Source organism: Streptomyces sp. MNU76 (genome assembly GCF_020982545.1).
In the GTDB taxonomy this organism is placed as follows: Bacteria; Actinomycetota; Actinomycetes; order Streptomycetales; family Streptomycetaceae; genus Streptomyces.
Map to the genome: position 1 here is coordinate 403514 of NZ_JAJKLK010000001.1, position 25841 is coordinate 429354.

Consider the following 25841-nt stretch of genomic DNA (forward strand, 5'->3'; position numbering starts at 1 on the left):
CGATTACACGAGGGTGGGGCAAGAGTCCGACAGTGGCCGAAATTCAATCGTGACCGAGAGGTGTGACCAGGGTGCGGGCGCCGCGACCAACTGGGCTCGGTGGCGGAGGGGGCGTCGAATGCCTCCCGTCAATAACAAGACTTTTGTTAATGTAGTCCCATGGCTGCCACTCTCGACCCCGTTCCCGGAGAGGGCCCGGTCCGTCCGATCTCCGTCTCCCTTCATGAAGGCACGATCGCCGCTCTCAAGGCGCGCACCGGCAGGCGAGGCATGTCCGCCTACGTCGAAGCCCTCATCCAACGCCAACTCGAACGGGAGCGGCTGCGCGAACTCATCGAAGACGCGGAGGCCGAGCACGGGCCGGTGGACCAGGCGGCGGTCGAGGCCAAGAGGGCGCTCCTGCGCGGTGACGCGGCCGACTCGGCGGACGCCGCGTGAGTGGCACGCTCGTTCTGGACGGCGAAGGTCTGTCCAAGCTCGTACGCCGCACACCCGAGCTCACCGAATGGCTCGCCGCCGCGGAGGCCGAGGACATCCGGGTCGTCGCCAGCTCAGTCACCCTCGTCGAAGCCCGCGACCCCAGAACCAACCAGGCCCGCTTCGACCACGCGGCCTCCCGCGTGAACATCGCCCCGCCCACCGAAGCGATCGCCCGCCACGCGAGCAAGCTGCTGGCCGCCGCCGGACTCCATGGCCACAAGTACGCCCTGGATGCCATCGTCGCCGCCACCGCACTCGCCTCACCCGCCCCGGTCACCATCCTGACCCCGGATCCCGAGGACCTCCGCATGCTGTGCGGCCCCGACGTACGCGTGATCAAGGTGTGACACCGCGAAGCCCGGCCTTCACCCGGCTCCGACTCGGTCCCCCGGCACAGATCCACCTGGGTCGGCTCCGGTTTCATCGCCCACGTGGCTTCGCGGGCTGATCGGCCGACCCAGCCATGCGGCCGTCTCGCGTTCGACCAGGGAGGCACCGGTGATCGCTCGCCGACGCCCCTGGGCGGACGCGATCAGCTCATCGCCTGCGTCGTGGGCTGGCGCCGCTCCGTGGGGCGCGGTTTCTGATCAAGCGGACGGGGACAGCTGTTCCCGCACCCATCCGGGATCGGGGTTGGTGTGCGGTCGGCCCGCCACGACGACGGTCGGCACGGTCTCGTTGCCGTCATTGGCCGCCCTCACCACGGCGGCCCCTGCCGGGTCATGCCAGATGTTGACCCAGTGCGCAGATCGGAGTCGGCGACCGCGGCACATCGCGGGCCCAGCCGGCCCGGCGCGTCGAGCTCTCCGAAGCGGATCACGTCACCATGCGCGTCATCCCCTTCGATCTGGACGGCTTTGCCAGTGCCGCGGGCACGATGACGTACGTGGGCGGACCCCTGCCCAAGCTGGACACGGTGGTCCGCGATGCGCTTCACGGCTCGGCCTTCATCGATTCCGACGCCCAGCTCAACATCTACCGAACGAGTTTTCGTAAGGTGGAGGACGCGTCACTCGACCCTGGACGGTCGCGTGAGTTCATTCACAGACTGGCGAAGGAGCTGTGAAGAACCCCATGGACAACTGGCGGAAGTCGTCCTACTCGGGCCCCGGAGACGGCAACGAGTGCGTGGAGATCGCGACGAGCCCCACCCACATAGCCGTCCGCGATTCAAAGACCCCCACCACCCGCACCCTCACCTTCCTCGCCCCCTCCTTCACCGCGTTCATCAGTGCCCTCAAGTCCTCGCGGACGGCAGCTTCGCCGCCGACACCTTCGGGGATCCACCGGTGCGGTCCGCCACCACGCGGGCCGTCGTAGCGCGGCGCGGCGCCCCGCAGGCGCCCAGGCGAGATGGGCCGCCAGCCGGAGCGGACGGCCCATCGGGCAGGGCATGAGGCCTGACGGCGGGCTCAGCGAATGCCGTCAGGCGCTGTCACATGCGCGGGCTCGGACCGGCCGAAGGCCCCAGGTCAGGACTCGCAGCCGATCTCCTGGTCTCCGGAGTCCGACGTGCAGCTGTCGCTGCCGTCCCCTCCCTGGGCGGAGTCGCCCGGAGCCTGATCGACGTTGTCCAGGATGTCGTTGCCCGCCCCGCCGCTCAGAAGGTCGACGCCCGGTCCCCCGACGAGGACATCGGCGCCGCTGCCGCTCAACAGGGTGTCCCGTCCTTCTCCGCCCGCGATGGACTGACGGCCGGTGGCGTCCTGGGCGTACACCGTGTCGTTGCCCGGTCCGGCGTCGATCGAGGCACGCAGGCCGGTTCTCTGGGCGATGGTGTCCTGCTGGTCGCCGGCCACGACGAGGATCGTCCGGGTGCCGGCCGGGCAGGAGACGGAACCGTCACTGTTGGGCGTGCACCCCACCCCCGCGGAAGTGGACGCCCCGGTGTCGATGACGGTGACGGTGCTGCCGGACGGGTTGATGAAGATCCTGTTCCTCTCCCCGGCCGCCGCGTTGACGAAGATGAACGCGTCGTTGGCCTGCACCACCGTCGCGCTTGCCTGCACCGCCCCCGTCGCGGCAGACGCCGGGCCGGTGGACACCAGCAGCGCGGCACCCGCTGCCGCCGCTGCCGCCTGTAATCCCCTGCGGGTTGACATAGCCATGCTGCTCCTGTCGTTGGAACGCTCGTGCCGACCGCTGGTCGAAGCGGCGGCGCATGGGTTCAGCGTCCGCGCCGGGCGGTGAAGGGACATGGGGGACGAGCCCCCAGTTATGCGCGTCCCCCGACGCTGCCCGCTTCGCGTCGTCGCACCGTCCTGCGGAGCCCGCATCCCTCTCGCGCGGATGGCGTCGAGCGCGCCCAGCGCCATCAGGTTGTCCGCCGCGAAGACGACCTCGGGCGGCTCGGCCAGGTCGAGGAACCTCGGTGGCGACGGACGCTCCCGCCTCGGCCGCGACATCCTTGATGCTCGCCATCGCCGCCCGGGCAAGGAGGCGGCAGTGGCCGAAATTCAATCGTGACCGAGGGGCCGACCCGAGACGCGCCGAGCGGGGTGGTGCGCGACCTCCGCACCACCCCGCTCGACCCCGGTCCGCCCGGGCAGGGGTCCAAGAGCCGTCAGAGACGGCCTAGACCCAGGTCTTGCCCGCCGCGTTGGACTTCAGCTTGTGCTTCTTGACCTTGTCCTTGCAGAAGCGACAGGCGGTCTCCTTCGCCTTCTTGTACGTCCAGGCCGTGATCTTCCCTCCCAGGCTTCTTCCGATCTTGTTGTTGTACTGGTCGGCCTTGGAGTCACGCTTCGCCGCCTTGGAGCTCCCCGCGTTCTTCTCGTGGGCGTTGCCGAGCGCCTTGGCCAGGCTGGAACCGACGGCCCAGGTCAGCATCGCCTGCCAGATGCAGTGGCGGTAGGCGTTCTGCTTCGCCCCGTGCGAGTACCGCTTCTTCGCCTCTCCCAGGGCCCAGTAGGTGATGTAGGCCATGTCCGCGCACCACAGCAGGAACAGGGCGCAGATCGCGGCCTCCGGGACGAGGCCGTTGATGCTGTAGTTCCCGCTGATGTCGTAGCAGTTCACCGGGTCGGCGAAGCAGTAGTCGTACGAACTGGCGTTGCCTCCGACGATCCGGTCGACGGAGAGGAACCGCCCCGTGTCCGAGTCGTAGAGGCGGACCCCCATGAGCGTGACGCTGCTGGGCGTCTCGGACGAGCGCTGCTCCCCGCCGAGCCAGCCGTAGCGGGACGCGTCCGTTCCCGGCAGGAGCTTGCCGTACTCGTCGTAGGCGTTGACCACGGGAGTGGTGGCGTCCGTCAGGGGGATCTGTGTGGCTATGTCACCGTGGAGATTGGTGAGTTGGAGAACCACGTCACCTGCGGCGCCGGTGGTGGCGATCAGGCTCCCCGTCAGGTCCGACAGGTTGCGGGTGATCTTGTTGTTGCTCTCGCCGGACCACGTGGGATTGTCCCCGTCGGCCCCGTAGTGGTTGCGGACGGTCGCCGTGGTGGCCCAGGTCCCGCCCTCGTCCTGACTCTCGGTCGTGGACGAGGCGAGCCTCCCGGCCGCGTCGAGGCTCCAGGTGGTGCGCTCGCCACGCGCCGTGATCTGGCGGACCAGATCGTTGGCGTAGTAGGAGTACTGGGCGCCGCTCGACTGGGTGGTCGTGCGGCCGAAGGCGTCGTAGGCGGTGCCGGTCCCGATCAGCCGGTCGGCGCTGTCGTAGGTGGAGTTGACCGTCTTGGTGGTCGGGGCACCCCCGTCCACGTCGTCGACGGTGGTCACCAGGGACGTGCGGTTGGTGTTGTCGTCGAACCCGTACCCGCGGTGGGTCGTGACACCCGTCTGGGTGTCGTCGGCCTTGGTCAGGCGACCGGCCGCGTCGTAGGAGTACTCCTGGTACGCCCCACCGCCCGTGTACGTGGTGCGGGAGACGACCTGACCGTGGATGTTCTCACTGATCGACTCGCCCTGGACCGTCCAGCCGGACTCCCAGTGCCAGTAGCGCGAGGTCTCACTGCCCGTCGGGTCCAGGTTGAACTCGACGTCCATGTTCCAGGGCAGCTTCTGCTTGTAGAGGCGCCCGTCGGAGTCGTAGGAACCGGTGACGTCGCCGATGCCGCCCATGACGGAGTCGTGCATCCGGGTCGGCAGGCCCGTCAGACCGTCGTAGTCGTACGTGGTCTCCGAGGGAGCCGAGTCGGATCGCCTGGTGACACGGTCGCGGGCGTCGTACTCGGTGCGCGTGACGTTGCCCGCGCCGTCGTCGTACGAGATCTCGCGGCCGAGCTTGTCGGTGCCGTGGCGGATCGTGGTGGCGCCGTCGGACATGGTGGCCACTTGGCCGTTGGCGGGATCGAAGGTGATCGTCTGCGTGGGTACGGCCGTACCGACGCCCCCGCTGATCTGGATCTGCTTGCCCCGGCCGGCCGCGTCGTACGTGGTGACGGTGGTGCGTGTCACCCCGTTGGCGGTCTCGGTGACCTTGGTGGCGTTGCCCCAGCGGTCGTACTCGAGGGTCTTGGTGGGCAGCTCGTCGGGGTTCGAGCCGCCCCCGGTGATCTTTCCTGCCGGGCCACTGGAGCACAGCAGGTCGGCCCATTCGGGGCGCCCCGCGCACGCGCCGGTCCCGTCGGCGGACCAGTACTGGGACACCACCGTTCCGGCGTCGGACCCGTTGGACTTGGGCTGGCTGTTCTTGGTGATGCGCCCCTGGGCGTCGTAGACGGAGGCCCGGGTCAGCTTGAGCCCGGTCGGGTCCGTGACGCTGCTGACCGGCAGGCCCTTGGCCCAGTCGTAGGCGGTCGTGCTGGTACGCACGTCGCCGTCGGCCGGGTAGTCCTCGACGAAAGCACCCGTCGACGTCGTGGTCGGCTGGTCCATGACCAGAGCGGACCCGTCGGTGGGGCGGCCCTCGTCGTACCGCGTGACGGTGTGTTCCCGCGCGGGCACCAGGGTGCGGGCCGGGATGTCGGGGCTGTCGGCGTCGCCCTGGAGCTGCTTGGTCAGGGTGACCAGGTGCAGCGGTCCGAGCTGGTCCACCATCCGCCTGCCGTCGCTGGAGTACTTCGCGACGGTGGCCAGCTTCTGGGCACGCTCGGCCGTCGAATCGGAGCGGATGCCGAGTTCGCTCTGGGTGTTGACCTGGTATTCCTCGCTGCCGAGAGCGAGTTCGCGGTTGGTGGCCCCCAGTTCGAAGACGATGTTGCCGAACGCGTCGTACTGCGTGGTGGTCAGGTGCCGACCGGGCAGACCGGTGTTGACCTGGAGCCCCGAGGCGTTGGTGTAGGTGGTGGTCGCCTTGTCGTAGTCCCCCGCGGCGAGATCGTTCCCGCTGTGCGAGGCGGGCACCTGATCGGCGGGGAAGATGGCGGTGGCGTCCGTGGGCGCGTCCGTCTGCGCCCAGGTCCTGGTGTCCACCGGGGCCACCTGGTTCGGCGCCTTGGTGCCGGAGAGCGGAACGTCGTAGACGAGGGAGAGCGCCGCCCTGCCGCCGTCCGGCTCGTCCTTGCTGCCCGGCTTCAGCGTGGGCCGCGACACGGACAGCACCATGCCGTCACCGGCCACCGAACTGGCGCCCGCCTTGCCGTACTCGAACGTCCACGGCAACTCGCCCGGCGGGGTCTGGGTGACCACCCGGCCCGCACTGTCGTAGGTGTAGGTCGTCTTCAGCGCCGGGGAGATCCGGGGATCCCACTGCTCACGCAGGCGGCCCGAGGCGTCGTACGCGTAACTGGACACCACGGTGGCGGTGGCGTTCGCCGCGCCCGGGTTGGTGGACCACTGGCGGATGCGGTAGACCTGCCCGGCGTAGTCGCCCAGCGTGCTGCCGGTCGCCGTGGTCGTGGTGGCGTACTGGTACTCCAGGATCCGGCAGCCCTTGGTGGAAGGGGCGTTCGCGCAGGTCTCGTTGCTCACGGCGGACGAGGGGGCGATCGCGTACTTCGGCCGGGCCAGCACGGCTCCGCCCACGGTGACCTTCTCCGAGATCAGCGAGGTGGTGGAGTTCTCCGTCGACAGCGAGCTCTTGGAGAGCTGCCAGGTCGTCGCGGCCGTGTCGATCTTGGTGAACTGCGAGGTGGTCCCCTCGGTGTCCTTCAGGGTGAAGGAGCCCGTCAGGCTGCCGGTGAGGGTCAGGGACTCGGCCCCCTCCTCGGGCTTCCACCCGCCGCCGCTCGTCGCGGTGAACCCGGTTTCCTCCCCTTCGACGTCCACCAACGCGACCGAGGTGCTCGACGTCTTGCGGATGTACAGCATTTGGGAGTCGGTGAGTTCCGCGGCGGTACCCGCGGTCCACTGCGGACCGAAGATGGCGACCTGCCCCTCCTGCTGCCCACCGGCAGTGGGACGGCGTGAGGAGGCGGTGCGGCTCGCGGTCAGCCCGAAGGACGAACTGTCCGTCGCGGACACCGTGTAGTCACCGGTGAGCATGTTCACGTCGCCCGGGCCGGCGGCCTGGGTCGGCGCGGCGCCCGCGTCGCGGTCGACGGTGATGGAGGTGGCCGGGGAGGAGTCGGTGCTGGAGCCGTCGGTGAAGACCGCGCGGAGGTCCAGCGGACCGTCCTCGCCGAGGGTGTCGGCGATGTTCCAGACGAGTTCGTCCGGCACGCCACCGGTCACCTTCACCGGCCAGGCGGCGACGGCCGTGTTGTCCGACTTGCGTCGCACATCGGCGACGGGAACGTCCTTCCAGGTGTCGGTCTCACCGCGCCGGTACTGGTAACGGACCCCCGTGTCGGCGGTCTTGCCCTGGCCGGACAGGACGGTCCGCCGCGCGGGGCGGTCCCCCTGGGCCGGGGAGAGCAGCGCGGCGCCCGAGCCCGCGTAGAAGGTGAAGGTGGTCTGGGCGGAGGCGTTGCCGGCGGCGTCCTTCGTGCGGGCGGTCAGGATGTGCTTGCCCGCGCGGAACACCGGCTTGGCCGTCACCGCCGCGCCGGTGGTGGCGATCGTCTGCCAGGCTCCGCCGTCCAGTTGCCACTGGACCTCCTTCACGTCCGCCGACGGCGGGGTGAGGGTGAAGCTTCCGGTGAAGTCGCCGCTGCCGTTCGGAGCGCCGGACCACTGCCCGGCGGGGAAGTCGCCGGAGGCGATCGAGGTCGCGGCGGGGGACGTGGTGTCCACCGTCAGGGTGCGGAAAGCCGACCAGGCACTGGTGGCGGAGCCGTCTCCCGCGCGGACCCGCCACTTGTAGGAGCCCGCCGCGAGCGCGGCCGGGGTCCAGTTGGCCTGGGCTCCGGAGGCGACCGCCGCACTGGAACCGGTGCGCAGGGCGGAGGTCCCGGTGGACGTCCACACCTCGTAGTCGAGGGTGACCTGCGAGCCGTCACCGTCCAGGGCCTTCGCCGACAGGGTCGGCGTGGTGTCGTTGGTGGCCGCCGCGCTCAGCGGGGCCAGCAGAGTCGGCCGCTCGGGAACCGAGTTGTAGGTGACCGACAGATAGGGGGTGTTGGAGGCCGCGTTGCCGGAGTTGAAGCGCTTCCAGCCGTACGGGTCCGTCTCGTCCGTGGCCCGCAGGCCCAGGTGGTTGGTGCCGTTGCCGCCGCTTGCCCAGGCCTTCGCCAGGGAGGTCACGTCGGCGGACACCCACCCGTCGTTGCAGGCGCTGGAGAAGCCCTTGGTCTGGGTGCTGGTGGCGTGCTTCGTCTGCCAGGCCGGCTGCGAGGTCCAGCGCGAGGCGGTGCTCGCGGCTCCGGTGGACCACACCTCCCAGCTCTTCGGGGTGCAGGACCACGAGTGGTAGGCGAACAGATTGAGCTTCGCCGCGGAGACCTGCTTGCCCGTGATGTTCTTCATCGGGAACGACAGGAACGACCGCGCCACCTGGGAGGAACCGTTGTTGCCGATCTTGAGGTCGGTGGAGGCGGACTCGTCGGTGGTGTGCCCCTCCTGCACGAAGGCGTCGAAGCTGGCCCCCACGTTGATCGCGGGGTCGATCGTCACCGGGAACCGCGTCGCGTCGTCGGCCAGGAACTTCGCGTCCGGTGTCAGGGTCAGGGTGACCGTGTCGCCGTCCTGGGCCACCTTCACCGCGACGGGCGCGGTGCGCTTGTGCTCACCGGACCTGGCGTCCACCTGCGCGTCCCACATCACCGGCGCGGGCAGGACCCCCACGGCCTTGCCCTTGGCGTCGGAGAAGGAGACCGAGCCGTCCGCCTTCTCCTTCGCGGTCAGCCCCTTGGCGGTCAGGCTGTAGGCGATCGCCCCGCTCGCGTCGACGGCGGAACGATCCTTCAGCTCCAGGAACTGCTCGTAGCCGGTACGCGTCGACTCGATCAGGAGGTCCGTCGAGGGCAGAGCGCTCCGGTAGCGGGCGATGTTCTTCTCCGCGCCCTCGATCTCCGGCGTGGGCAGGGTCCCGTACCAGCCCAGCTCCATCCGCTGCCCGGTCCGGCCCTCCAGGGTCACGAGGGGGACACCGGCCGAACCGGTGCTCTCCCCGACGCTCTTCAGCCCCTTGGGGGCCTTGCTCTTTCCGGCCAGGCGCAGTCCGTGGGGATGCCGCCGGGCGCCGACCGAGCCGTCCGACAGCTTCCGCAGGGAGACGTCGACGTCCTGCCACCGGTCCTGGTCGTCCTGGAACCGGATCGGTCCCGCATACGCGGTCTGGGTGACCGAACCGTCCGGGTCGACGTAGGTCGTGGACGTCTCGGTTCGGGCGTCCAGCGCCTCGATCCGACGGTTCTGGATCTTCGCCTTCAGTCGGGCGGCGGCCACCGATCCGGCGGTCGCGGACCCGAGGTCCTTCGCCGGCTTGTTCCGGTCGGCAGCCGGGGCTTCGCGGCCCGAGGCCACTGCCACGTTGGTGGTTCCCACGATCACGGCGGTCTCGAACGCCATCGCCAGGACGACGGTCGCCGCCACCGAGCGCAGGCGTCTTCGCCGGGCCGGAGGGAGGAAGGGCTGGACGGACGGTCTGTCCGATCTCCACCCTTGTCTGAGGAACGTGGCTATCAAGCTCACTCCTTGCAACGGTGCGGGATCTTCCCGCAAGAACCTGAAGATCTTCATGAGGTCCTCACGGAAGTCAATCCGTTGCATGCAAAGCGCTTGTTTCCAGCCAAAGTTGACGGAAAGTAAGTGGGCTGACTACCAGCTACCAGCTACCAGCCATCGCCACTCGGTCCGGGCGGCCTCAGTCCGAGCAACTGGCCGCGGAGCCGTCGGCCGTCGAGTTGACAGCCACGCGGTAGCCGAACCCGGCGTCGAAGTCGGGCCCGGTCTTCGTCTCCTCCGCGTCCAGGATCTCCTTGGTCAGGAAGTAGACGTCCAGCGTCGTGGCGTCGTCCGTCTTGCCACGGGTGAAGCACAGGCTCGCGGAGCGGTTCTCCTTCAGCGCCTGTCGCGTGGCCTTGGACGGCTTCCACCCCTCGCGCTCCGCCGCGGCCTCGTAGTGCTGGATCACTTCGGCCTTGTCGCCGGGGAAGACGTAGGTCCGGTCGGCGTACAGCCAGGCTTCGCCGCTGTCCTCCCAGCAGCCGGCCTGGAGGTCCTCGAAGCCCTGGGGCACGATCGTCCCCGGGGGCCGGGAATCGAGAACGTCGTACGACTTCAGCGCGTCGACGCGGCTCCCGGTGTCCTCGCACGAGGCGGAGGCGGCATCCGCGAGAGACTGGCATCCGGTGAGCGCTCCGGTCACCAGCGCGGCCGTCAACACAAAGGTGGCGCACCGGCCGGTTCGCTTACGAGGCGTCAAGTCGGCTCCTGTCATCGACGTGCCGCGGCAGCCGACTTCACTGCCTGAGACCAGAGATATGCGATCAGTGACATTAGCATCTCTTCGGCAGGCGGTGGCCTGTCATACCTCCCCGGTACCGTCGGATCATGGCTCAACAGGCGGGCAGTCCCCCCGGTGAACGGCGACTCGCCGTACTCGAAGGCGTCCTGGAACGGATCACGTACGCCAACGAGGACAACGGCTACACGGTCGCGCGCGTGGACACCGGCCGGGGCGGCGGCGACCTCCTCACCGTCGTCGGCGCGCTCCTCGGCGCCCAGGTCGGCGAATCCCTCCGGATGGAGGGCCGTTGGGGCTCGCACCCCCAGTACGGCAAGCAGTTCACGGTGGAGAACTACACCACCGTCCTCCCGGCCACCGTCCAGGGCATCCGCCGTTACCTCGGCTCCGGCCTCGTCAAGGGCATCGGCCCGATCTTCGCCGACCGCATCACCCAGCACTTCGGCCTGGACACCCTCCAGATCATCGAGGAGGAGCCGAAGCGCCTCATCGAGGTCCCCGGCCTCGGCCCCAAGCGCACCAAGAAGATCGCCGACGCCTGGGAGGAGCAGAAGGCGATCAAGGAGGTCATGCTCTTCCTCCAGACGGTCGAGGTCTCCACGTCCATCGCCGTCCGCATCTACAAGAAGTACGGCGACGCCTCGATCGGCGTCGTGAAGAACCAGCCGTATCGGCTCGCCGCCGACGTCTGGGGCATCGGCTTCCTCACCGCCGACAAGATCGCCCAGTCCGTCGGCATCCCCCACGACAGCCCGGAGCGCGTCAAGGCGGGCCTGCAGTACGCCCTTTCGCAGGCCACCGACCAGGGCAACTGCTACCTCCCCGAGGAGCGCCTGATCGCCGACGCGGTCAAGCTCCTCCAGGTCGACACGGGCCTGGTCATCGAATGCCTGGCCGAACTCGCCCTGCCCGACGAGGACTCCGGCGAACCCGGCGTCGTGCGCGAGAAGGTGCCGGGCCAGGACGGGGGAGACCCGGTCACCGCCATCTACCTCGTCCCCTTCCACCGCGCCGAACTCTCCCTCTCCGCCCAGCTGTTGCGCCTCCTGCGCACCGACGGCGACCGCATGCCCGGCTTCCACGACGTGGCCTGGGACAAGGCGCTGGCATGGCTGCGAGGGCGCACGGGCGCGGAGTTGGCCCCGGAGCAGGAGGCGGCCGTACGCCTCGCGCTGACCGAGAAGGTGGCCGTGCTGACCGGTGGCCCGGGGTGCGGCAAGTCCTTCACGGTCCGCTCGATCGTGGAGCTGGCCCGCGCCAAGAAGGCGAAGGTCGTGCTCGCCGCCCCCACCGGCCGGGCCGCCAAGCGTCTCGCCGAGCTGACCGGCGCCGAGGCCTCCACCGTCCACCGCCTCCTGGAGCTGAAGCCCGGCGGCGACGCGGCCTACGACAAGGACCGCCCGCTGGACGCCGATCTGGTGGTCGTCGACGAGGCTTCCATGCTGGACCTCCTGCTCGCCAACAAACTGGTGAAGGCGGTGCCGCCGGGCGCGCACCTCCTCTTCGTCGGGGACGTCGACCAGCTCCCCAGTGTCGGCGCCGGCGAGGTCCTCCGCGATCTCCTGGCCGACGGCAGCCCGATCCCCGCCGTCCGTCTCACCAAGGTGTTCCGCCAGGCCCAGCAGTCCGGTGTGGTGACCAACGCGCACCGGATCAACTCCGGGCAACACCCGGTCACCGACGGCATGAAGGACTTCTTCCTCTTCGTCGAGGACGACACGGAGGAGGCGGGGCGGCTCACGGTCGACGTCGCGGCCCGTCGTATTCCGGCCAAGTTCGGGCTCGACCCGCGCCGGGACGTCCAGGTGCTGGCGCCCATGCACCGGGGCCCGGCCGGCGCGGGCACCCTCAACGGTCTGCTCCAGCAGGCCATCACCCCCGCCCGCCCCGACCTGGCCGAGAAGCGGTTCGGCGGCCGGGTCTTCCGCGTCGGCGACAAGGTCACCCAGATTCGCAACAACTACGAGAAGGGCGAGAACGGCGTCTTCAACGGCACCGTCGGCGTGGTCACCGCGCTCGACCCGGTCGACCAGCGGCTGACGGTCCTCACCGACGAGGACGAGGAGGTGCCGTACGAGTTCGACGAACTGGACGAGCTGGCGCACGCCTACGCGGTGACGATCCACCGGTCCCAGGGCAGCGAGTACCCGGCCGTGGTGATCCCGGTCACCACCGGCGCCTGGATGATGCTCCAGCGCAATCTCCTCTACACGGCCGTGACCAGGGCGAAGAAACTGGTGGTCCTGGTCGGCTCCCGCAAGGCGATCGGCCAGGCGGTCCGCACGGTCTCCGCCGGCCGCCGGTGCACGGCCCTCGACTTCCGGCTCGCACCACGGGTTTTGTAGGTCCAGAGCCCACTTCGGGGGAACCTCTCGTGCCGTTCCGGCGGCTCGTGAGTGAAATTTGATCGATCAAATGAGTCGTAAAGGTCACACAGCCCTTCCAGATGTCGGACGGAGGGGGCAGGATGAGCAAGTTGGCGGCACTGAGTGCCGCCGATGGGCCCGATGGTCGACCCCGAGTGCACTCTCCAGAGCCAATTGGGGGATGGTAGAGACAGTCAGGGCACCTCGAAGAAGAGGCACTACGTCGGTGAGGGATGACGTGAGCGACAACTCTGTAGTACTGCGGTACGGCGACGGCGAGTACACCTACCCGGTGATCGACAGCACCGTCGGCGACACGGGCTTCGACATCGGGAAGCTCCGGGCCCAGACCGGTCTGGTCACCCTGGACAGCGGCTACGGGAACACCGCTGCCTATAAATCCGCCATCACCTATCTCGATGGTGAGCAGGGCATCCTTCGGTACCGCGGCTACCCGATCGAGCAGCTGGCCGAGCGCTCCACCTTCCTCGAGGTGGCGTACCTGCTGATCAACGGTGAGCTTCCGACCGTCGACGAGCTCTCCACGTTCCAGAACGAGATCACGCAGCACACCCTGCTGCACGAGGACGTCAAGAACTTCTACCGGGGCTTCCCCCGGGACGCCCACCCGATGGCGATGCTCTCCTCCGTGGTCAGCGCCCTGTCGACGTTCTACCAGGACAGCCACAACCCGTTCGACGAGCGGCAGCGCAACCTCTCCACGATCCGCCTGCTCGCCAAGCTGCCGACCATCGCGGCGTACGCGTACAAGAAGTCGATCGGTCACCCGTTCGTCTACCCGCGCAACGACCTCGGTTACGTCGAGAACTTCCTGCGCATGACCTTCTCGGTCCCGGCCCAGGAGTACGACCTCGACCCGGTCGTCGTCTCGGCGCTCGACAAGCTCCTCATCCTGCACGCCGACCACGAGCAGAACTGTTCGACGTCGACGGTCCGCCTGGTCGGCTCGTCCCAGGCGAACATGTTCGCGTCGATCTCCGCCGGTATCTCCGCGCTCTGGGGCCCGCTGCACGGCGGCGCCAACCAGTCCGTGCTGGAGATGCTGGAGGGCATTCAGGCCAACGGCGGCGATGTCGACTCCTTCATCCGCAAGGTGAAGAACAAGGAGGACGGCGTCCGCCTGATGGGCTTCGGCCACCGGGTCTACAAGTCCTTCGACCCGCGTGCCAAGATCATCAAGGCCGCCGCGCACGACGTCCTCTCGGCCCTCGGCAAGTCCGACGAGCTGCTGGACATCGCGCTGAAGCTGGAGGAGCACGCGCTCTCCGACGACTACTTCGTCTCGCGCAACCTCTACCCGAACGTGGACTTCTACACGGGTCTGATCTACCGCGCCATGGGCTTCCCGACCGAGATGTTCACGGTCCTCTTCGCCCTCGGCCGCCTGCCGGGCTGGATCGCCCAGTGGCACGAGATGATCAAGGAGCCGGGCTCCCGCATCGGCCGCCCCCGCCAGATCTACACGGGCGTCGTCGAGCGCGACTTCGTCCCGGTCGAGGCACGCTGACCGAGTACGCGTAGCAAGGGCCCGTACGGAGAGCCGTCCGCACGGGCCCACTGCTTTTGCCCCTTGGCCCCCCTCACTGCTTCACGGCAGCAGAGGGCGCCCTACGGCGAGTGGGCCGAAGGGGCGCGCCTGTGTCGAGAGGCCGAACGCGCGGAGGCCCGAAGGGTCGAGCACGATCGGCCTCTCGACACAGGCACAAGCGCCCCGGAGGCGAACCGAGCCCCAAGAAAATAGCGAGAAGGCGCCCTGCGCCGCTGGTCCCCCCACGGGCCGGCGAGCAGGGCGCCTTCCCATGTCCCGGTGCGGATTCCCCCCACGGGATCCGGCCGGGCGTCTGGTGGGCACAGCGCCTGAATCGCTGAGCTCGACGAGCAGAACTCGTCGTCCTACCTGTATGCGGTTGAAGAGCGGCGGTGTGCGGTCTGCCGGGACGCGTACGTACGGGAGGGCCGCTCAAAGCTCCCCGGTGCACGTGCCCCGGCAACGCAATTCCGGGAACGTCCCCCAAGACATCCCCAGATGCCAGTCACGCCCCCCAAGACGCTTCTGACATCGCCAACTTAGACTCACGAACCCCTTCAGTGGTTACGTTCACATCACTGTGATCTGCGTCTCTCGCGACATGTCCTGAAGATGCGCAAGAGACCTGATTCAGCGATCGAGGCCCCAGCGTAAGGATGATGCGCGAGCCTTGTGAAGAGCTTATGTGAGGCTACTTCCGGACTCTAGAGGGACTTTTGCCCGGCGGTCACGAAAATGTCCTGAGTCGCAAGCTGTTCGTTACCACGAAAACGGACGAAAAGGCCATAGCAGCCCCCGCGATCATCGGGTTGAGCAATCCGGCGGCGGCCAGCGGCAGCGCGGCCACGTTGTATCCGAACGCCCAGGCCAGATTGCCCTTGATCGTGGACAGGGTCCGCCGCGACAGCCGGATGGCGTCGGCGGCCACCCGCAGGTCCCCGCGCACCAGCGTCAGGTCGCCCGCCTCGATCGCCGCGTCCGTCCCCGTGCCCAGGGCGAGCCCCAGGTCGGCCACGGCCAGCGCGGCGGCGTCGTTGACGCCGTCGCCGACCATCGCGACCGTACGGCCCTCGCCCTGGAGGCGGCGTACGACGTCGACCTTGTCCTCGGGCAGCACCTCGGCGATCACGTGCTCGGGGGCGACGCCGACCGCCGCGGCCACGGACCGGGCCACGCGCTCGTTGTCCCCGGTCAGCAGCATCGGGGTGAGCCCGAGCGCCCGCAGCCGCCGTACCGCCTCGGCGCTGGTCTCCTTGATCGCGTCGGCGACCGTGACGACACCGAGTGCCACACCGTCGCGGAGGACGACGACCGCCGTGTGCCCCTCGTTCTCGGCGGCCTCCTTGGCGTGCCGCAGGGCCTCGGGGAGCGGCTCGTCGTGGAATCGGCCCACCCGGACGTCGTAGCCCTTCACCAGGCCGCGTACGCCCCTCCCGGGCATGTTCTCGAAGTGCTCCACGGGCGGCAGGGCGCCCACGCGCTCCTCGGCGCCCGCGGCGATCGCCCGGCCCACCGGGTGTTCGGAGGCGTGTTCGACGGCGCCGGCGAGACGCAGGAGGTCGGCCTCGGTGTCGATGCCGAGGGCGGCCCCGGCGACGTGCACCCGCTGGAGTGTCATCCGGCCGGTGGTGACGGTGCCGGTCTTGTCGAGGACGACGGTGTCGACGCGGCGGGTGGACTCCAGGACCTCGGGGCCCTTGATGAGGATGCCGAGCTGGGCACCGCGACCGGTGCCGACCAGCAGGGCGGTCGGGGTGGCGAGGCCGAGCGCGCACGGGCAGGCGATGATCAGCACCGCGACGGCCGCCGTGAACGCGGCGGTGGCGTCGCCCGTGGCGCCGAGCCAGGTGCCGAAGGTGGCCACCGCGATCAGGATGACGACCGGCACGAACACCGCCGAGATGCGGTCGGCGAGCCGCTGCACCTCCGCCTTGCCGTTCTGCGCGTCCTCCACCAGCCGCGCCATCCGCGCCAGCTGGGTGTCCGCGCCGATCCGGGTCGCCTCGACGACCAGGCGTCCGCCGGCGTTCACGGTCGCGCCCGTGACGGCGTCGCCGACGGTCACGTCCACCGGTACCGACTCGCCGGTCAGCATCGACGCGTCGACGGCGGAGGCGCCCTCCACGACGGTGCCGTCGGTGGCGAACTTCTCACCGGGGCGTACGACGAAACGGTCGCCCACGGCCAGCCGCCCGACCGGGACGCGCACCTCCCGCCCCTGCCGGAGCACCGAGACGTCCTTGGCGCCCAGCCTCAGCAGCGCCTTGAGCGCGGCGCCCGCGCGGCGCTTGGAGCGGGCCTCCAGATAGCGGCCGAGCAGGATGAACGCGACCACCCCTGCGGCCACTTCGAGATAGATCGTCGACGAGCCCGCTGTGCGGGAGACGGTGAACTCGAAGCCGTGCCGCATGCCCGGCATGCCCGCGTGCCCGAAGAACAGAGCCCACAGGGACCAGCCGAAGGCGGCGAGCGTGCCGATGGAGACGAGGGTGTCCATCGTGGCCGCGCCGTGCCGGAGGTTGGTGAACGCGGCCCGGTGGAAGGGCAACCCGCCCCAGACGACGACCGGCGCGGCCAGCGTCAGCGAGAGCCACTGCCAGTTGTCGAACTGGAGGGCGGGGATCATGGCCATGAGGACGACGGGCACCGCGAGCAGCCCCGAGACGGTGAGCCGTTGCCGCAGCGAGGCGAGTTCGGCGTCCGCCTCCTCCGCGGCGACGGCTGCCGCCCGCTCGGACCGCGGCGGGGCCGGGGGCGGTGGCTCCTCGGCCGTGTAGCCGGTCCTCACCACGGTGGCGATGAGGTCGGCGACCTTCGTCCCCGAGGGGTAGGTGACCTTCGCCTTCTCCGTCGCGTAGTTCACCGAGGCGGTGACCCCGTCCATGCGGTTGAGCTTCTTCTCCACGCGGGCCGCGCAGGAGGCGCAGGTCATCCCGCCGATGGTCAGCTCGACCTCGTGGACGGTGTCGCTCGTGGCGGCTGCCGCGGTGGTGCTCGTCATGTCCGTGCCCGTACGTCCGTGGCCGTGCCCGGTCTCAGGCCTTGCCGACCAGCTCGAAGCCGGCCTCGTCGACGGCGGCGCGGACGGCCTCCTCGTCGAGCGGGGCGGCCGAGACCACGGTGACCTCGCCGGTGGAGGCGACGGCCTTCACCGAGGACACGCCGTCGAGCTGGTTGATCTCGCCCGAGACGGAGCCCTCGCAGTGCCCGCAGCTCATGCCGCTCACCTTGTAGACGGCGGTGACGGAGCCCTGGGTGTCGGTGTCGGTGGTCATGTCGTACTCCTCATCGGGGCGTGTGGGGACTGCGTCGGGGTCGGGTATCCCTTAACGGTATCCACCTTATACCCCCTAGGGGTATGAATCCAAGAGGGGTCCGCGCGGGGAGGTGGGGCACCGGGGCGCTAGGTCCACCGGCGGGCGTTCGCCCACCAAGGGTTCCAGGTAGCGGAACAGGACGTTCTTCAGCTCCTGGACGTAGGCCTCGCGCTCCTCGCCCTCGCGGCCGAGCACCAGCTCCAGGCCGGCCTTGTACATGGCCATGCAGACGTGCGCGGTGCGGGTGATGTCGGCGGCCGGTGTGCCGGGCAGGAGCAGGGTGAGCAGCTCCTCGATCCGGGTGACCAGCGCCGTGTGCAGGGCGTCGTGCTGCTCGGCGATCCGGCCGGGGGCGTCCGGGCCGTGCATCAGCGTGTAGACCACGGGGTGGCGGCAGTTGAAGTCGATGAAGCGGTCGACGGCGGTGGCCACGGCCGCCTCCAGCGGGGTCGCCGGGTCCACCGGGGCGAGCGCCTCGCCGTACGTCTCGCGCATCTCCAGCATGAGCCGCTCGCTCAGCTCGATCGCGATCGCTTCCTTGTTCGGGAAGAACTGGTAGAGCGTGCCCGGTGAGACCCCTGCCTCGCGGGCGATGGCGTTGGTGCTGGCCGCGGTGTACCCGGTCGAGCAGAACACGGAGGCCGCCGCTTCGAGAAGCTGGGTGATACGGCGCTCACCGCGGGCCTGGCGACGGCGCGGTTGCTCCTTGGTCTGGGGTCGCTCACCGGCCGGGGGCTGCTCTGTGGCCCGGGACTGCTCTGCGGCCTGGGGCTGTTCCTTCTCCTGGTGGGTGGGCACGCGGTTATCCCCAGCTCTCCGGACGTGATTGACAAACACGAGTGGTCGCTCGCATTCTGGAGAAACGCGAGCGATCTCTCGTGTTTGCCAGTGTATGGCTTGGCGCTTCCATGCTGCCCGGCTGCGCACAGCACGGACCACAGTGATCAGAGTGAAGGGGACACCGCACCATGACCGAAGTCAACCAGCCGCCCCGCCGGGGAGGCTGGACCCGGTTCGTGACCGCCCGCCCCCGGCTCACCCTGCTCGTCGCCCTGGTGCTCACCGCCCTGGCGGTCGTCGCGGGCAGCGATGTCGCCGACCGTCTCGGCAGCGGCGGCTGGGAGGATCCGGCCGCCCAGTCCACCTACGCGACCAAGGCCCTGGAGCGCGAGTTTGCCGACTCCCAGCCCAACTTCCTGCTGCTGGTCGACGCGGGCGAGGCCTCGGTCGACGACCCGGCCGTCGCCGCCGAGGCGAAGAAGCTGACCGAGCGGCTGGCCGCCGAGAAAGGCGTCACGGGCGTCGGCTCCTACTGGCGGACCGGAGCACCGACCCTGCGCTCGGAGGACGGGAGCGAGGCGCTGATAGCGGCCCGCCTCACCGGCGACGACACGGCCGTGAACAAGACCCTGGACCGCATCGCCCCCGAACTGCGCGGCACGCACGGTCCGGTCGAGGTCAAGGTCGGCGGCATCCTCGCCGTGCGCCACGAGATGCAGACGATCATCCAGGAGGACCTGCTGCGGGCCGAGATGATCGCCCTGCCGGTGACCCTCGTGCTGCTGGTCATGGTCTTCGGCAGCGCGGTCGCCGCCCTGCTGCCGCTCGGCGTGGGCGTCGTCGCGATCCTCGGCACCAACGCGATCCTGCGCGGCCTCACCGAGGTCACCGACGTCTCGGTCTTCGCCCTGAACCTCACCACGGCCATGGGTCTGGGTCTCGCGATCGACTACGCCCTGTTCATCGTCCGCCGCTTCCGCGAGGAGCTGTCCACCGGCGCCGACTCCCTGACGGCCGTCGCCACCACCCTGCGCACGGCCGGCCGCACGGTCCTTTTCTCCGCCCTCACGGTCGCCGTCTCCCTGGCCGCGATGATGGTCTTCCCGCAGTACTTCCTGAAGTCCTTCGCCTACGCGGGCATCGCCGTGGTCCTCCTGGCGGCGGCAGCCGCCCTGATCCTCCTCCCGGCCGCGCTCGTCCTCCTGGGCGACCGCGTCAACGCCCTGGACCTGCGCAGACTGTTCAAGCGTCGCAAGGCGAAGACCACGGGCGACGGCTCGCCGGCCGTGGAGGAGGGCGCGGCCTGGGGCCGTATGGCGGCCCTCGTCATGCGCCGAGCCCCCTTCTTCGCCGTCGCCACGACCGCCGGTCTGCTCCTGCTCGGGCTCCCCTTCCTGGGGGTGAAGTTCGGCACGGCCGACGACCGCCAACTCCCGGCCAGTGCCGAGTCCCACGTCGTGCAACAGCACCTGCGCGAGGGCTTCCCGGGCACTCCCGGAGGCGGCCTTGAGGTCCTGGCGGAGGGCGAGGCGACGAAGGCGGAGTACGCCGCCTACAAGGAGCGGCTGGCGGACCTCCCCGAGGTGCTCCGGGTGGAGGGGCCCCTGGTCGAGGGCGACTGGGCCTACTTCACGGTGCAGCCGAAGGGCGAGGCGGTCGACGAGGGCGCGCAACGCCTGGTGGAGGAGATCCGGGCGACGGACGCCCCCTTCGACACCTCGGTGACGGGCACGGCGGCGGTCCTGGTGGACACCAAGGCGGCGATAGGGGACGGCCTTCCCTGGGCCCTCGCGTTCATCGCGATCGTCACCCTGATCCTGGTCTTCCTCCTCACCGGCAGTGTGCTGATCCCGCTCCAGGCGGTCCTGCTGAACGCCCTCAGTCTGACGGCGATGTTCGGCGCGCTGGTCTGGGTCTTCCAGGACGGCCATCTCTCGGGCCTGCTCGCCTTCACCAGCCCCGGCTCCATCGAGACGACACTCCCGGTCCTGATGTTCTGCGTGGCCTTCGGGCTCTCCATGGACTACGGCGTGTTCCTGCTCTCCCGCATCAAGGAGGAGTACGACCACACCGGCGACCACATGGCCTCGGTCCGCTTCGGGCTCCAGCGCACGGGTGGCCTGATCACCGCCGCCGCCGTCATCCTCGCCGTCGTCATGATCGCCATAGGCACCTCCCGGGTCACCAACACGAAGATGCTCGGCCTCGGCATAGCCCTCGCCGTCCTCATGGACGCCATGGTGATCCGCAGTCTCCTGGTCCCGGCGGTCATGCGCCTGACGGGCCGCGCGACGTGGTGGGCCCCGGCTCCGCTGAGGAGGTTCCACGAGAGGTTCGGCCTGAGCGAGGGGGAGTCGGCGCCGGCGGCGAAGGCGACAGGGACGGGGACGGGGACGACGGACGTCGAGACCGCCACACCCGACGTTCCCGCCCCGGGCAAGCAGCGCGACGACGACAAGGTGGAGATCTCTGGCTAGCGTTCACTTCGAAGCAGACGGTCGGTAGGCCGTAGGCCGATGAGTGGAGCGGAGGGCGACACATGCGCGCGGTGGTGTTCGAGCGGTTCGGAGAGCCGGCCACGGTGAAGGAGCTTCCCTCACCCACGCCCGCCCCCCACGGTGTCGTCGTCCGCGTCGAGGCGACCGGCCTGTGCCGCAGCGACTGGCACGGCTGGCAGGGCCACGACCCGGACATCACGCTCCCGCACGTCCCCGGCCATGAACTGGCCGGGGTCGTGGAGGCCACCGGCGCGGCAGTGACGGGCTGGCGCCCCGGCGACCGGGTCACCGTCCCGTTCGTCTGTGCCTGCGGCACCTGTGCCGCCTGCGCGGCCGGCGACCAGCAGGTGTGCGAGCGGCAGACTCAGCCGGGCTTCACGCACTGGGGCTCGTTCGCCGAGTACGTCGCGCTGGACCACGCCGACGTGAACCTGGTGGCGCTGCCCGACGAGCTGTCGTACGGCACGGCGGCCTCGCTCGGCTGCCGCTTCGCCACGGCGTTCCGCGCGGTGGTCGCGCAGGGCCGGGTGGCGGCGGGGGAGTGGGTCGCCGTCCACGGCTGCGGGGTGTGGGCCTGTCCGCGGTGATGGTGGCGGCGGCCTCCGGGGCCCGGGTGATCGCTGTCGACGTGTCGGCCCGGGCCCTGGACCTGGCCCGGAAGTTCGGGGCGGTGGAGTGCGTGGACGCCTCGGCGGTCGAGGACACGGCCGAAGCGGTCCGCGACCTCACCGGCGGCGGTGCCCACCTCTCCCTGGACGCGCTCGGCTCACCGGCCACGTGCGCGGCCTCCGTCAACGGCCTCCGCCGCCGGGGCCGCCACATCCAGGTGGGCCTGCTCCCCTCCGAGGCGGGCACCACTCCCGTCCCCATGGCCCGGGCGATCGCCCTCGAACTGGAACTCCTGGGCAGCCACGGCATGGCGGCCCACGCCTACCCCACGATGCTGAAGCTGGTCGAGGTGGGCGTCCTCCGCCCCGACCTCCTGGTGACCTCGACGATCGGCCTGGACGCGGCCCCGTCAGCACTCACGGCGCTGGGCACGACCCCGGGCGGCGGGGTGACGGTCATCGAGCCGTGGAGCTGACCCGCTCCCCCTCGGGCCGTCCCCGATGGGCGGCCCACTCCGGGGCGAGAATCGACATCCGTAGGGCATCGATCCACTCCCCGCCCTGCCACAGCGTCTGTCGCTCGATCCCCTCGGCCACGAAACCGACCTTCTCGTAGGTGCGCCGCGCCCTGGGGTTGTGGGTGAAGACGTACAGCGAGACGCGGTGCAGTCCGATGTGCTCGAAGGCATGACCGACGGTCAGCCGCACGGCCTCCGTGCCCAGCCCCCGGCCCTGCCCGCCAGGGCCGATCAGGATCCGGAAGCAACAGCCACGGTTGGCCTCGTCGACCTCGTTGAGGACGGCCTCACCCACCAGGTCACCGCTTGCACGGTCCACGATGCCGAGGTCGAGGCGGTCGGTCTGGTCGTTGCGGCTGCCGTACCAGGACCGCAGCTGGTCCAGCGCGAAGCTCTCGGTCGGGCTGCCGGTGAGCCGGACGACTTCCGGGTCGGCCAGGATCCCCGCCATCACGGGCGCGTCGTTCTCGGTGAATGGCCGCAATGCAGCCCTCTCACCGGTGAGTACGGGGTTCTCGAAAAGGCTCATCCCCGGATCCTGGACAAGGCATGGCCCCGGGGACAAACGAATTAGCGCGATGAGCGGCGGATCACTCCACCTTGCGCCCCCGGTTGCCCGGTCTGGAGGCGACCCAGGTGCGGATGGTGTCGGCGTACCAGTAGGGCTTGCCGCTCTCGACGTGGTCGGGCGGCGGCAGCAGCCCGTGTTTGCGGTACGAGCGGACGGTGTCGGGCTGCACACGGATGTGCGCCGCGATGTCCTTGTACGACCAGAGAAGCCGGTCGGTCGTCATCTGTGGCACCTCCCTGCGCGCGCACCACGGCGGCGGCCGGGAAGACCGCAGGGGGAGCCGGGCACTGCGCTGGCGATCACAAAGCTGTGACCGGTCAACGACCCTCAGCGATCGCCGCGAGGCCCCGTGGATCACGTGTGACGGAAGGCCCGCGTACGCGTGACGCACGTGACAGAAAGGTGACTTTTGTGACACCGATGATGAATTGGAGCGCCTCGCGACCGGGGTCGGGCAGCCGCGCCCCGAAAGGGGCGCGGGGAACTGCGCGACCAGCCACGAACCACCTGTGGCCCGCCGACGACTCGCAGTTCCCCGACGCTTCCCGGTGCGGTTCTCGGCGGAGCGGCTACGCCCCGCAGGACCTGAGGAACGCCCGCGTCCGCCGAGCGATCGGCAGCGGAGCGTCCGGCTCGCAGGGATACATGTCCTGCTCGACGATCGCGAACAGATCCACGTCCAGCTTCGCGGCAGCGGCCAGCACCGGCCCCAGCTCGGGCACGCCCTTCGGCGGCTCGCACATGACGCCCTTGGCCACGGCCGGCCCGAACGGGATCTCGTTCGCGCGGACGTCGGCCAGGATCTCGGGGTCGACCTGCTTGAGGTGCAGATAGCCGATGCGCTCGCCGTAGGTCTCGATCAGCTTGACGCTGTCGCCGCCGCAGTAGGCGTAGTGCCCGGTGTCGAGGCAGAGCGAGACCACCGAGGAGTCGGTCCCGTCCAGGAAGCGGACGACGTTCTCCTCGCTGTCGATGTGGGTGTCGGCGTGCGGGTGGACGACGATCTGGAGGCCGTACTTCTCCCGCACCTCCCGCCCGAGCCGCTCGGTCAGCTGTGTGAGGTGACGCCACTGCTCGACGGTCAGTTCGCTGGGCTCCAGCACCTTGCCCGTCTTGTCGTCCCGCCAGAACGACGGGATGACGACGAGGTGCTTGGCGCCCATGGCCTGCGCGAGGACCGCGTTGTCGGCGACGTGCGCCCAGGTCTTCTCCCAGACGTCCGGACCGTGGTGCAAGCCGGTGAAGACGGTGCCGGCCGACACTTTCAGGCCACGTTTGGCCGTCTCCTCGGCGAGGACCGCCGGGTCGGTCGGCAGATAGCCGTACGGGCCCAGCTCGATCCACTCGTAGCCGGAAGCTGCGACCTCGTCGAGGAAGCGCTGCCAGGGGACCTGCTGGGGGTCGTCGGGGAACCAGACGCCCCAGGAGTCGGGCGCCGAGCCGACCCGGATGCGCGAGACCCCGGAAACTTGAGACTGAGGTGACAACGACGTCATGGGAGTCAGCTTCAGCCTCGAAGTGGAGGGTGTCAATAGGTAGTCCGAATGTCTGGACAAAGTATTGACAGGGTCGCTCCGACGGGGCTAGACCTTGACGGGAACCGGCGCGTGAAGGGAACTCGATGGCGTACGACCTGATCACCATGGGGCGGATCGGTGTGGACCTCTACCCGTTGCAGACGGGGGTCCCGCTGCCGCAGGTGACGTCCTTCGGCAAGTTCCTCGGCGGATCGGCGACGAACGTCGCGGTGGCCGCGTCCCGACTCGGCCGCTCCACCGCCGTCATCACCCGCACCGGCGAGGACCCCTTCGGCGACTACCTGCACCAGGCGCTGCGCGACTTCGGGGTGGACGACCGCTGGGTGACCCCGGTCCCGGGCCTCGCGACCCCGATCACGTTCTGCGAGGTCTTCCCGCCGGACGACTTCCCGCTGTACTTCTACCGCAGGCCCAAGGCGCCCGATCTGGAGATCGACGCCCATGAGCTGGACCTCGACGCCATCGCCGGGACCCGGATCTTCTGGGTGACCGGCACGGGCCTGAGCGAGGAGCCCAGCCGTACGGCGACGCTCGCGGCGCTCGCCCACCGGGCCAAGGCCGGCACGACGGTCTTCGACCTCGACTGGCGCCCCATGTTCTGGAACGACCCGGCCGAGGCCCGCCCGTTCTACGAGGAGGCCCTGCGGCACACCACCGTCGCCGTCGGCAACCTGGACGAGGTCGAGGTCGCCACCGGCGTCCGCGAACCGCAGGCCGCGGCCCGCGCGCTGCTCGACGCAGGCGTCGAACTGGCGGTCGTGAAGCAGGGCCCCAAGGGCGTCCTCGCGGTCAACGCCAAGGGTGAGTCCGCCGAGGTCCCGCCCCTGCCCGTCGACGTCCTCAACGGCCTCGGCGCCGGTGACGCCTTCGGCGGCTCCCTCTGCCACGGCCTGCTCGAAGGCTGGGACCTGGAGAAGATCATGCGGTACGCCAACGCGGCCGGCGCGATCGTCGCCTCCCGCCTGGAGTGCTCCTCCGCGATGCCGACCGTCGACGAGATCGAGACCGCGGTCGCGGCGGGAGCGGTCCTGTGACCCCCGCCCGCCCCGTGGGCCCCTCGGCCCCATCGACGTCTCCGCCCTCGTCCGCACCCGGGTCCACCACCCGGAGGCGATCGCCGAGGCCGCCGCCCGTCGTACCCGGCGCCCCCTGATCGGTGACTCCGGCCGGCTGATGATCGTCGCCGCCGACCACCCGGCCCGTGGCGCCCTCTCCGTCGGCGACCGCAAACTCGCCATGGCGAACCGCGTCGACCTCCTCGAACGGCTGTGCCTTGCGTTGTCCCGTCCCGGTGTGGACGGCGTCCTCGCGACCGCCGACATCCTGGACGACCTGCTGCTCCTCGGCGCGCTCGACGGCAAGGTCGTCATGGGCTCGATGAACCGGGGCGGCCTCGCGGGCGCCAGCTTCGAACTGGACGACCGCTTCACCGGCCACCGCCCCGAGGACATGGAGCGCCTCGGCTTCGACGCCGGCAAGCTCCTGCTCCGCGTCGACTACGACGACCCGGGCTCCCTCACCACCCTGGAGTCCACCGCCCGCGCCGTGGACGCCATGGCCGAGCGCCGACTCCCCGTGTTCGTCGAGCCGTTCATCAGCCGCCGCGACCCGGCCACCGGCAAGGTCAAGAACGACCTGAGCGCCGAGGCGGTCACCAAGTCGATCGCCATAGCCGCCGGGCTGGGCGGCAGTTCGGCGTACACCTGGCTGAAGGTGCCCGTCACCGACAACCCCGACGACATGGCACAGGTGATGGAGACCTCGACGCTGCCCGCCGTGCTGCTCGGCGGAGATGTCGGCGAGGACCAGGAGGGCGCGTACGAGAAGTGGCGCGGCGCGCTGCAACTGCCCACCGTGCAGGGCCTGGTGGTCGGCCGCTCGTTGCTCTACCCGGCGGACGACGACGTGACCGCCGCCGTGGACACCGCCGTAGGACTGCTGTGAGG

At 69.8% G+C, this 25841-nt stretch carries 17 protein-coding genes and 3 pseudogenes; 10 read left to right on the forward strand and 10 right to left on the reverse strand.

Annotated elements, in window-relative coordinates; translation table 11 throughout:
• Positions 1 to 159: 159 nt before the first annotated feature.
• The 4 genes and pseudogenes from E4N62_RS01790 (at position 160) to E4N62_RS01805 (ending at position 1800) form a co-directional block, all read left to right on the forward strand.
• A complete protein-coding gene (locus tag E4N62_RS01790) occupies positions 160 to 438 on the forward strand; it encodes a hypothetical protein (RefSeq protein ID WP_230211630.1) in 279 nt (92 codons plus the stop codon).
• Entirely contained in the window at positions 435 to 827 is a 393-nt protein-coding gene (locus tag E4N62_RS01795; RefSeq protein WP_230211631.1) for a type II toxin-antitoxin system VapC family toxin, read from the forward strand. Before E4N62_RS01790 ends, E4N62_RS01795 begins: the two co-directional genes overlap by 4 nt.
• 398 nt (positions 828 to 1225) lie before the next feature.
• Positions 1226 to 1546, forward strand: a pseudogene (locus E4N62_RS01800) (Scr1 family TA system antitoxin-like transcriptional regulator); the annotation flags it as partial.
• Between the two features lie 8 nt (positions 1547 to 1554).
• Positions 1555 to 1800 carry a DUF397 domain-containing protein gene (locus E4N62_RS01805; RefSeq protein WP_230212370.1) on the forward strand — a complete coding sequence of 82 codons (246 nt, stop codon included), beginning with the start codon at positions 1555 to 1557 and terminating at the stop codon, positions 1798 to 1800.
• 152 nt (positions 1801 to 1952) lie between these two features.
• Here the strand turns inward: E4N62_RS01805 and E4N62_RS01810 are convergent, their stop codons facing one another.
• The 4 genes and pseudogenes from E4N62_RS01810 to E4N62_RS01825 all read right to left on the reverse strand — a co-directional run bounded on the left by E4N62_RS01810 (position 1953) and on the right by E4N62_RS01825 (position 10108).
• Entirely contained in the window at positions 1953 to 2588 is a 636-nt protein-coding gene (locus E4N62_RS01810) for a hypothetical protein (RefSeq protein WP_230212487.1), read from the reverse strand.
• A 150-nt stretch (positions 2589 to 2738) separates the two neighbouring features.
• A pseudogene (locus E4N62_RS01815) lies at positions 2739 to 2849 on the reverse strand (LacI family transcriptional regulator); the annotation flags it as partial.
• Positions 2850 to 3054: 205 nt separating this feature from the next.
• On the reverse strand, positions 3055 to 9369 hold the full coding sequence (locus tag E4N62_RS01820) for a DNRLRE domain-containing protein (RefSeq protein ID WP_230211632.1): 6315 nt from the start codon (positions 9367 to 9369) through the stop codon (positions 3055 to 3057).
• 178 nt (positions 9370 to 9547) lie between these two features.
• Positions 9548 to 10108, reverse strand: coding sequence for a hypothetical protein (locus tag E4N62_RS01825; RefSeq protein WP_230211633.1), 561 nt, complete (start codon positions 10106 to 10108; stop codon positions 9548 to 9550).
• Between the two features lie 128 nt (positions 10109 to 10236).
• On the opposite strand from E4N62_RS01825, the gene E4N62_RS01830 reads away from it, so the two are divergent.
• Together E4N62_RS01830 and E4N62_RS01835 are read left to right on the forward strand one after the other, a co-directional pair.
• The gene (locus E4N62_RS01830; protein WP_184893907.1) at positions 10237 to 12495 is read left to right on the forward strand and encodes an ATP-dependent RecD-like DNA helicase; all 2259 of its coding nucleotides are present in this window, start codon (positions 10237 to 10239) and stop codon (positions 12493 to 12495) included.
• A gap of 259 nt (positions 12496 to 12754) precedes the next feature.
• Positions 12755 to 14044 carry a citrate synthase gene (locus E4N62_RS01835; RefSeq protein WP_184893910.1) on the forward strand — a complete coding sequence of 430 codons (1290 nt, stop codon included), beginning with the start codon at positions 12755 to 12757 and terminating at the stop codon, positions 14042 to 14044.
• A 748-nt stretch (positions 14045 to 14792) separates the two neighbouring features.
• Here the strand turns inward: E4N62_RS01835 and E4N62_RS01840 are convergent.
• The 3 genes from E4N62_RS01840 to E4N62_RS01850 all read right to left on the reverse strand — a co-directional run bounded on the left by E4N62_RS01840 (position 14793) and on the right by E4N62_RS01850 (position 18048).
• Positions 14793 to 17066, reverse strand: a complete 2274-nt coding sequence (locus tag E4N62_RS01840) for a cation-translocating P-type ATPase (protein WP_230211634.1) — start codon at positions 17064 to 17066, stop codon at positions 14793 to 14795.
• Positions 17067 to 17100: 34 nt separating this feature from the next.
• Complete coding sequence (locus tag E4N62_RS01845; RefSeq protein WP_184893914.1) at positions 17101 to 17340, reverse strand: heavy-metal-associated domain-containing protein; 240 nt, start codon at positions 17338 to 17340, stop codon at positions 17101 to 17103.
• A gap of 75 nt (positions 17341 to 17415) precedes the next feature.
• The gene (locus E4N62_RS01850; protein WP_230212373.1) at positions 17416 to 18048 is read right to left on the reverse strand and encodes a TetR/AcrR family transcriptional regulator; all 633 of its coding nucleotides are present in this window, start codon (positions 18046 to 18048) and stop codon (positions 17416 to 17418) included.
• Positions 18049 to 18350: 302 nt separating this feature from the next.
• On the opposite strand from E4N62_RS01850, the gene E4N62_RS01855 reads away from it, so the two are divergent.
• Positions 18351 to 20639 (forward strand): MMPL family transporter, encoded by a 2289-nt coding sequence (locus tag E4N62_RS01855; protein ID WP_230211635.1) that lies wholly within the window; start codon positions 18351 to 18353, stop codon positions 20637 to 20639.
• Positions 20640 to 20701: 62 nt separating this feature from the next.
• Positions 20702 to 21744, forward strand: a pseudogene (locus E4N62_RS01860) (zinc-dependent alcohol dehydrogenase family protein).
• Here the strand turns inward: E4N62_RS01860 and E4N62_RS01865 are convergent.
• The 3 genes from E4N62_RS01865 to E4N62_RS01875 all read right to left on the reverse strand — a co-directional run bounded on the left by E4N62_RS01865 (position 21725) and on the right by E4N62_RS01875 (position 23853).
• The gene (locus tag E4N62_RS01865; protein WP_230211636.1) at positions 21725 to 22315 is read right to left on the reverse strand and encodes a GNAT family N-acetyltransferase; all 591 of its coding nucleotides are present in this window, start codon (positions 22313 to 22315) and stop codon (positions 21725 to 21727) included. The pseudogene E4N62_RS01860 and the gene E4N62_RS01865 sit on opposite strands and share 20 nt — an antisense overlap.
• 61 nt (positions 22316 to 22376) lie before the next feature.
• The gene (locus tag E4N62_RS01870; protein ID WP_215455564.1) at positions 22377 to 22580 is read right to left on the reverse strand and encodes an AlpA family transcriptional regulator; all 204 of its coding nucleotides are present in this window, start codon (positions 22578 to 22580) and stop codon (positions 22377 to 22379) included.
• Positions 22581 to 22926: 346 nt separating this feature from the next.
• Positions 22927 to 23853 carry a sugar phosphate isomerase/epimerase gene (locus tag E4N62_RS01875; RefSeq protein ID WP_230211637.1) on the reverse strand — a complete coding sequence of 309 codons (927 nt, stop codon included), beginning with the start codon at positions 23851 to 23853 and terminating at the stop codon, positions 22927 to 22929.
• A gap of 125 nt (positions 23854 to 23978) precedes the next feature.
• On the opposite strand from E4N62_RS01875, the gene iolC reads away from it, so the two are divergent.
• Positions 23979 to 24929 carry a 5-dehydro-2-deoxygluconokinase gene (gene iolC / locus E4N62_RS01880; protein ID WP_230211638.1) on the forward strand — a complete coding sequence of 317 codons (951 nt, stop codon included), beginning with the start codon at positions 23979 to 23981 and terminating at the stop codon, positions 24927 to 24929.
• A 31-nt stretch (positions 24930 to 24960) separates the two neighbouring features.
• Positions 24961 to 25839, forward strand: a complete 879-nt coding sequence (locus E4N62_RS01885; RefSeq protein ID WP_230212375.1) for a deoxyribose-phosphate aldolase — start codon at positions 24961 to 24963, stop codon at positions 25837 to 25839.
• Positions 25840 to 25841: the final 2 nt, after the last annotated feature.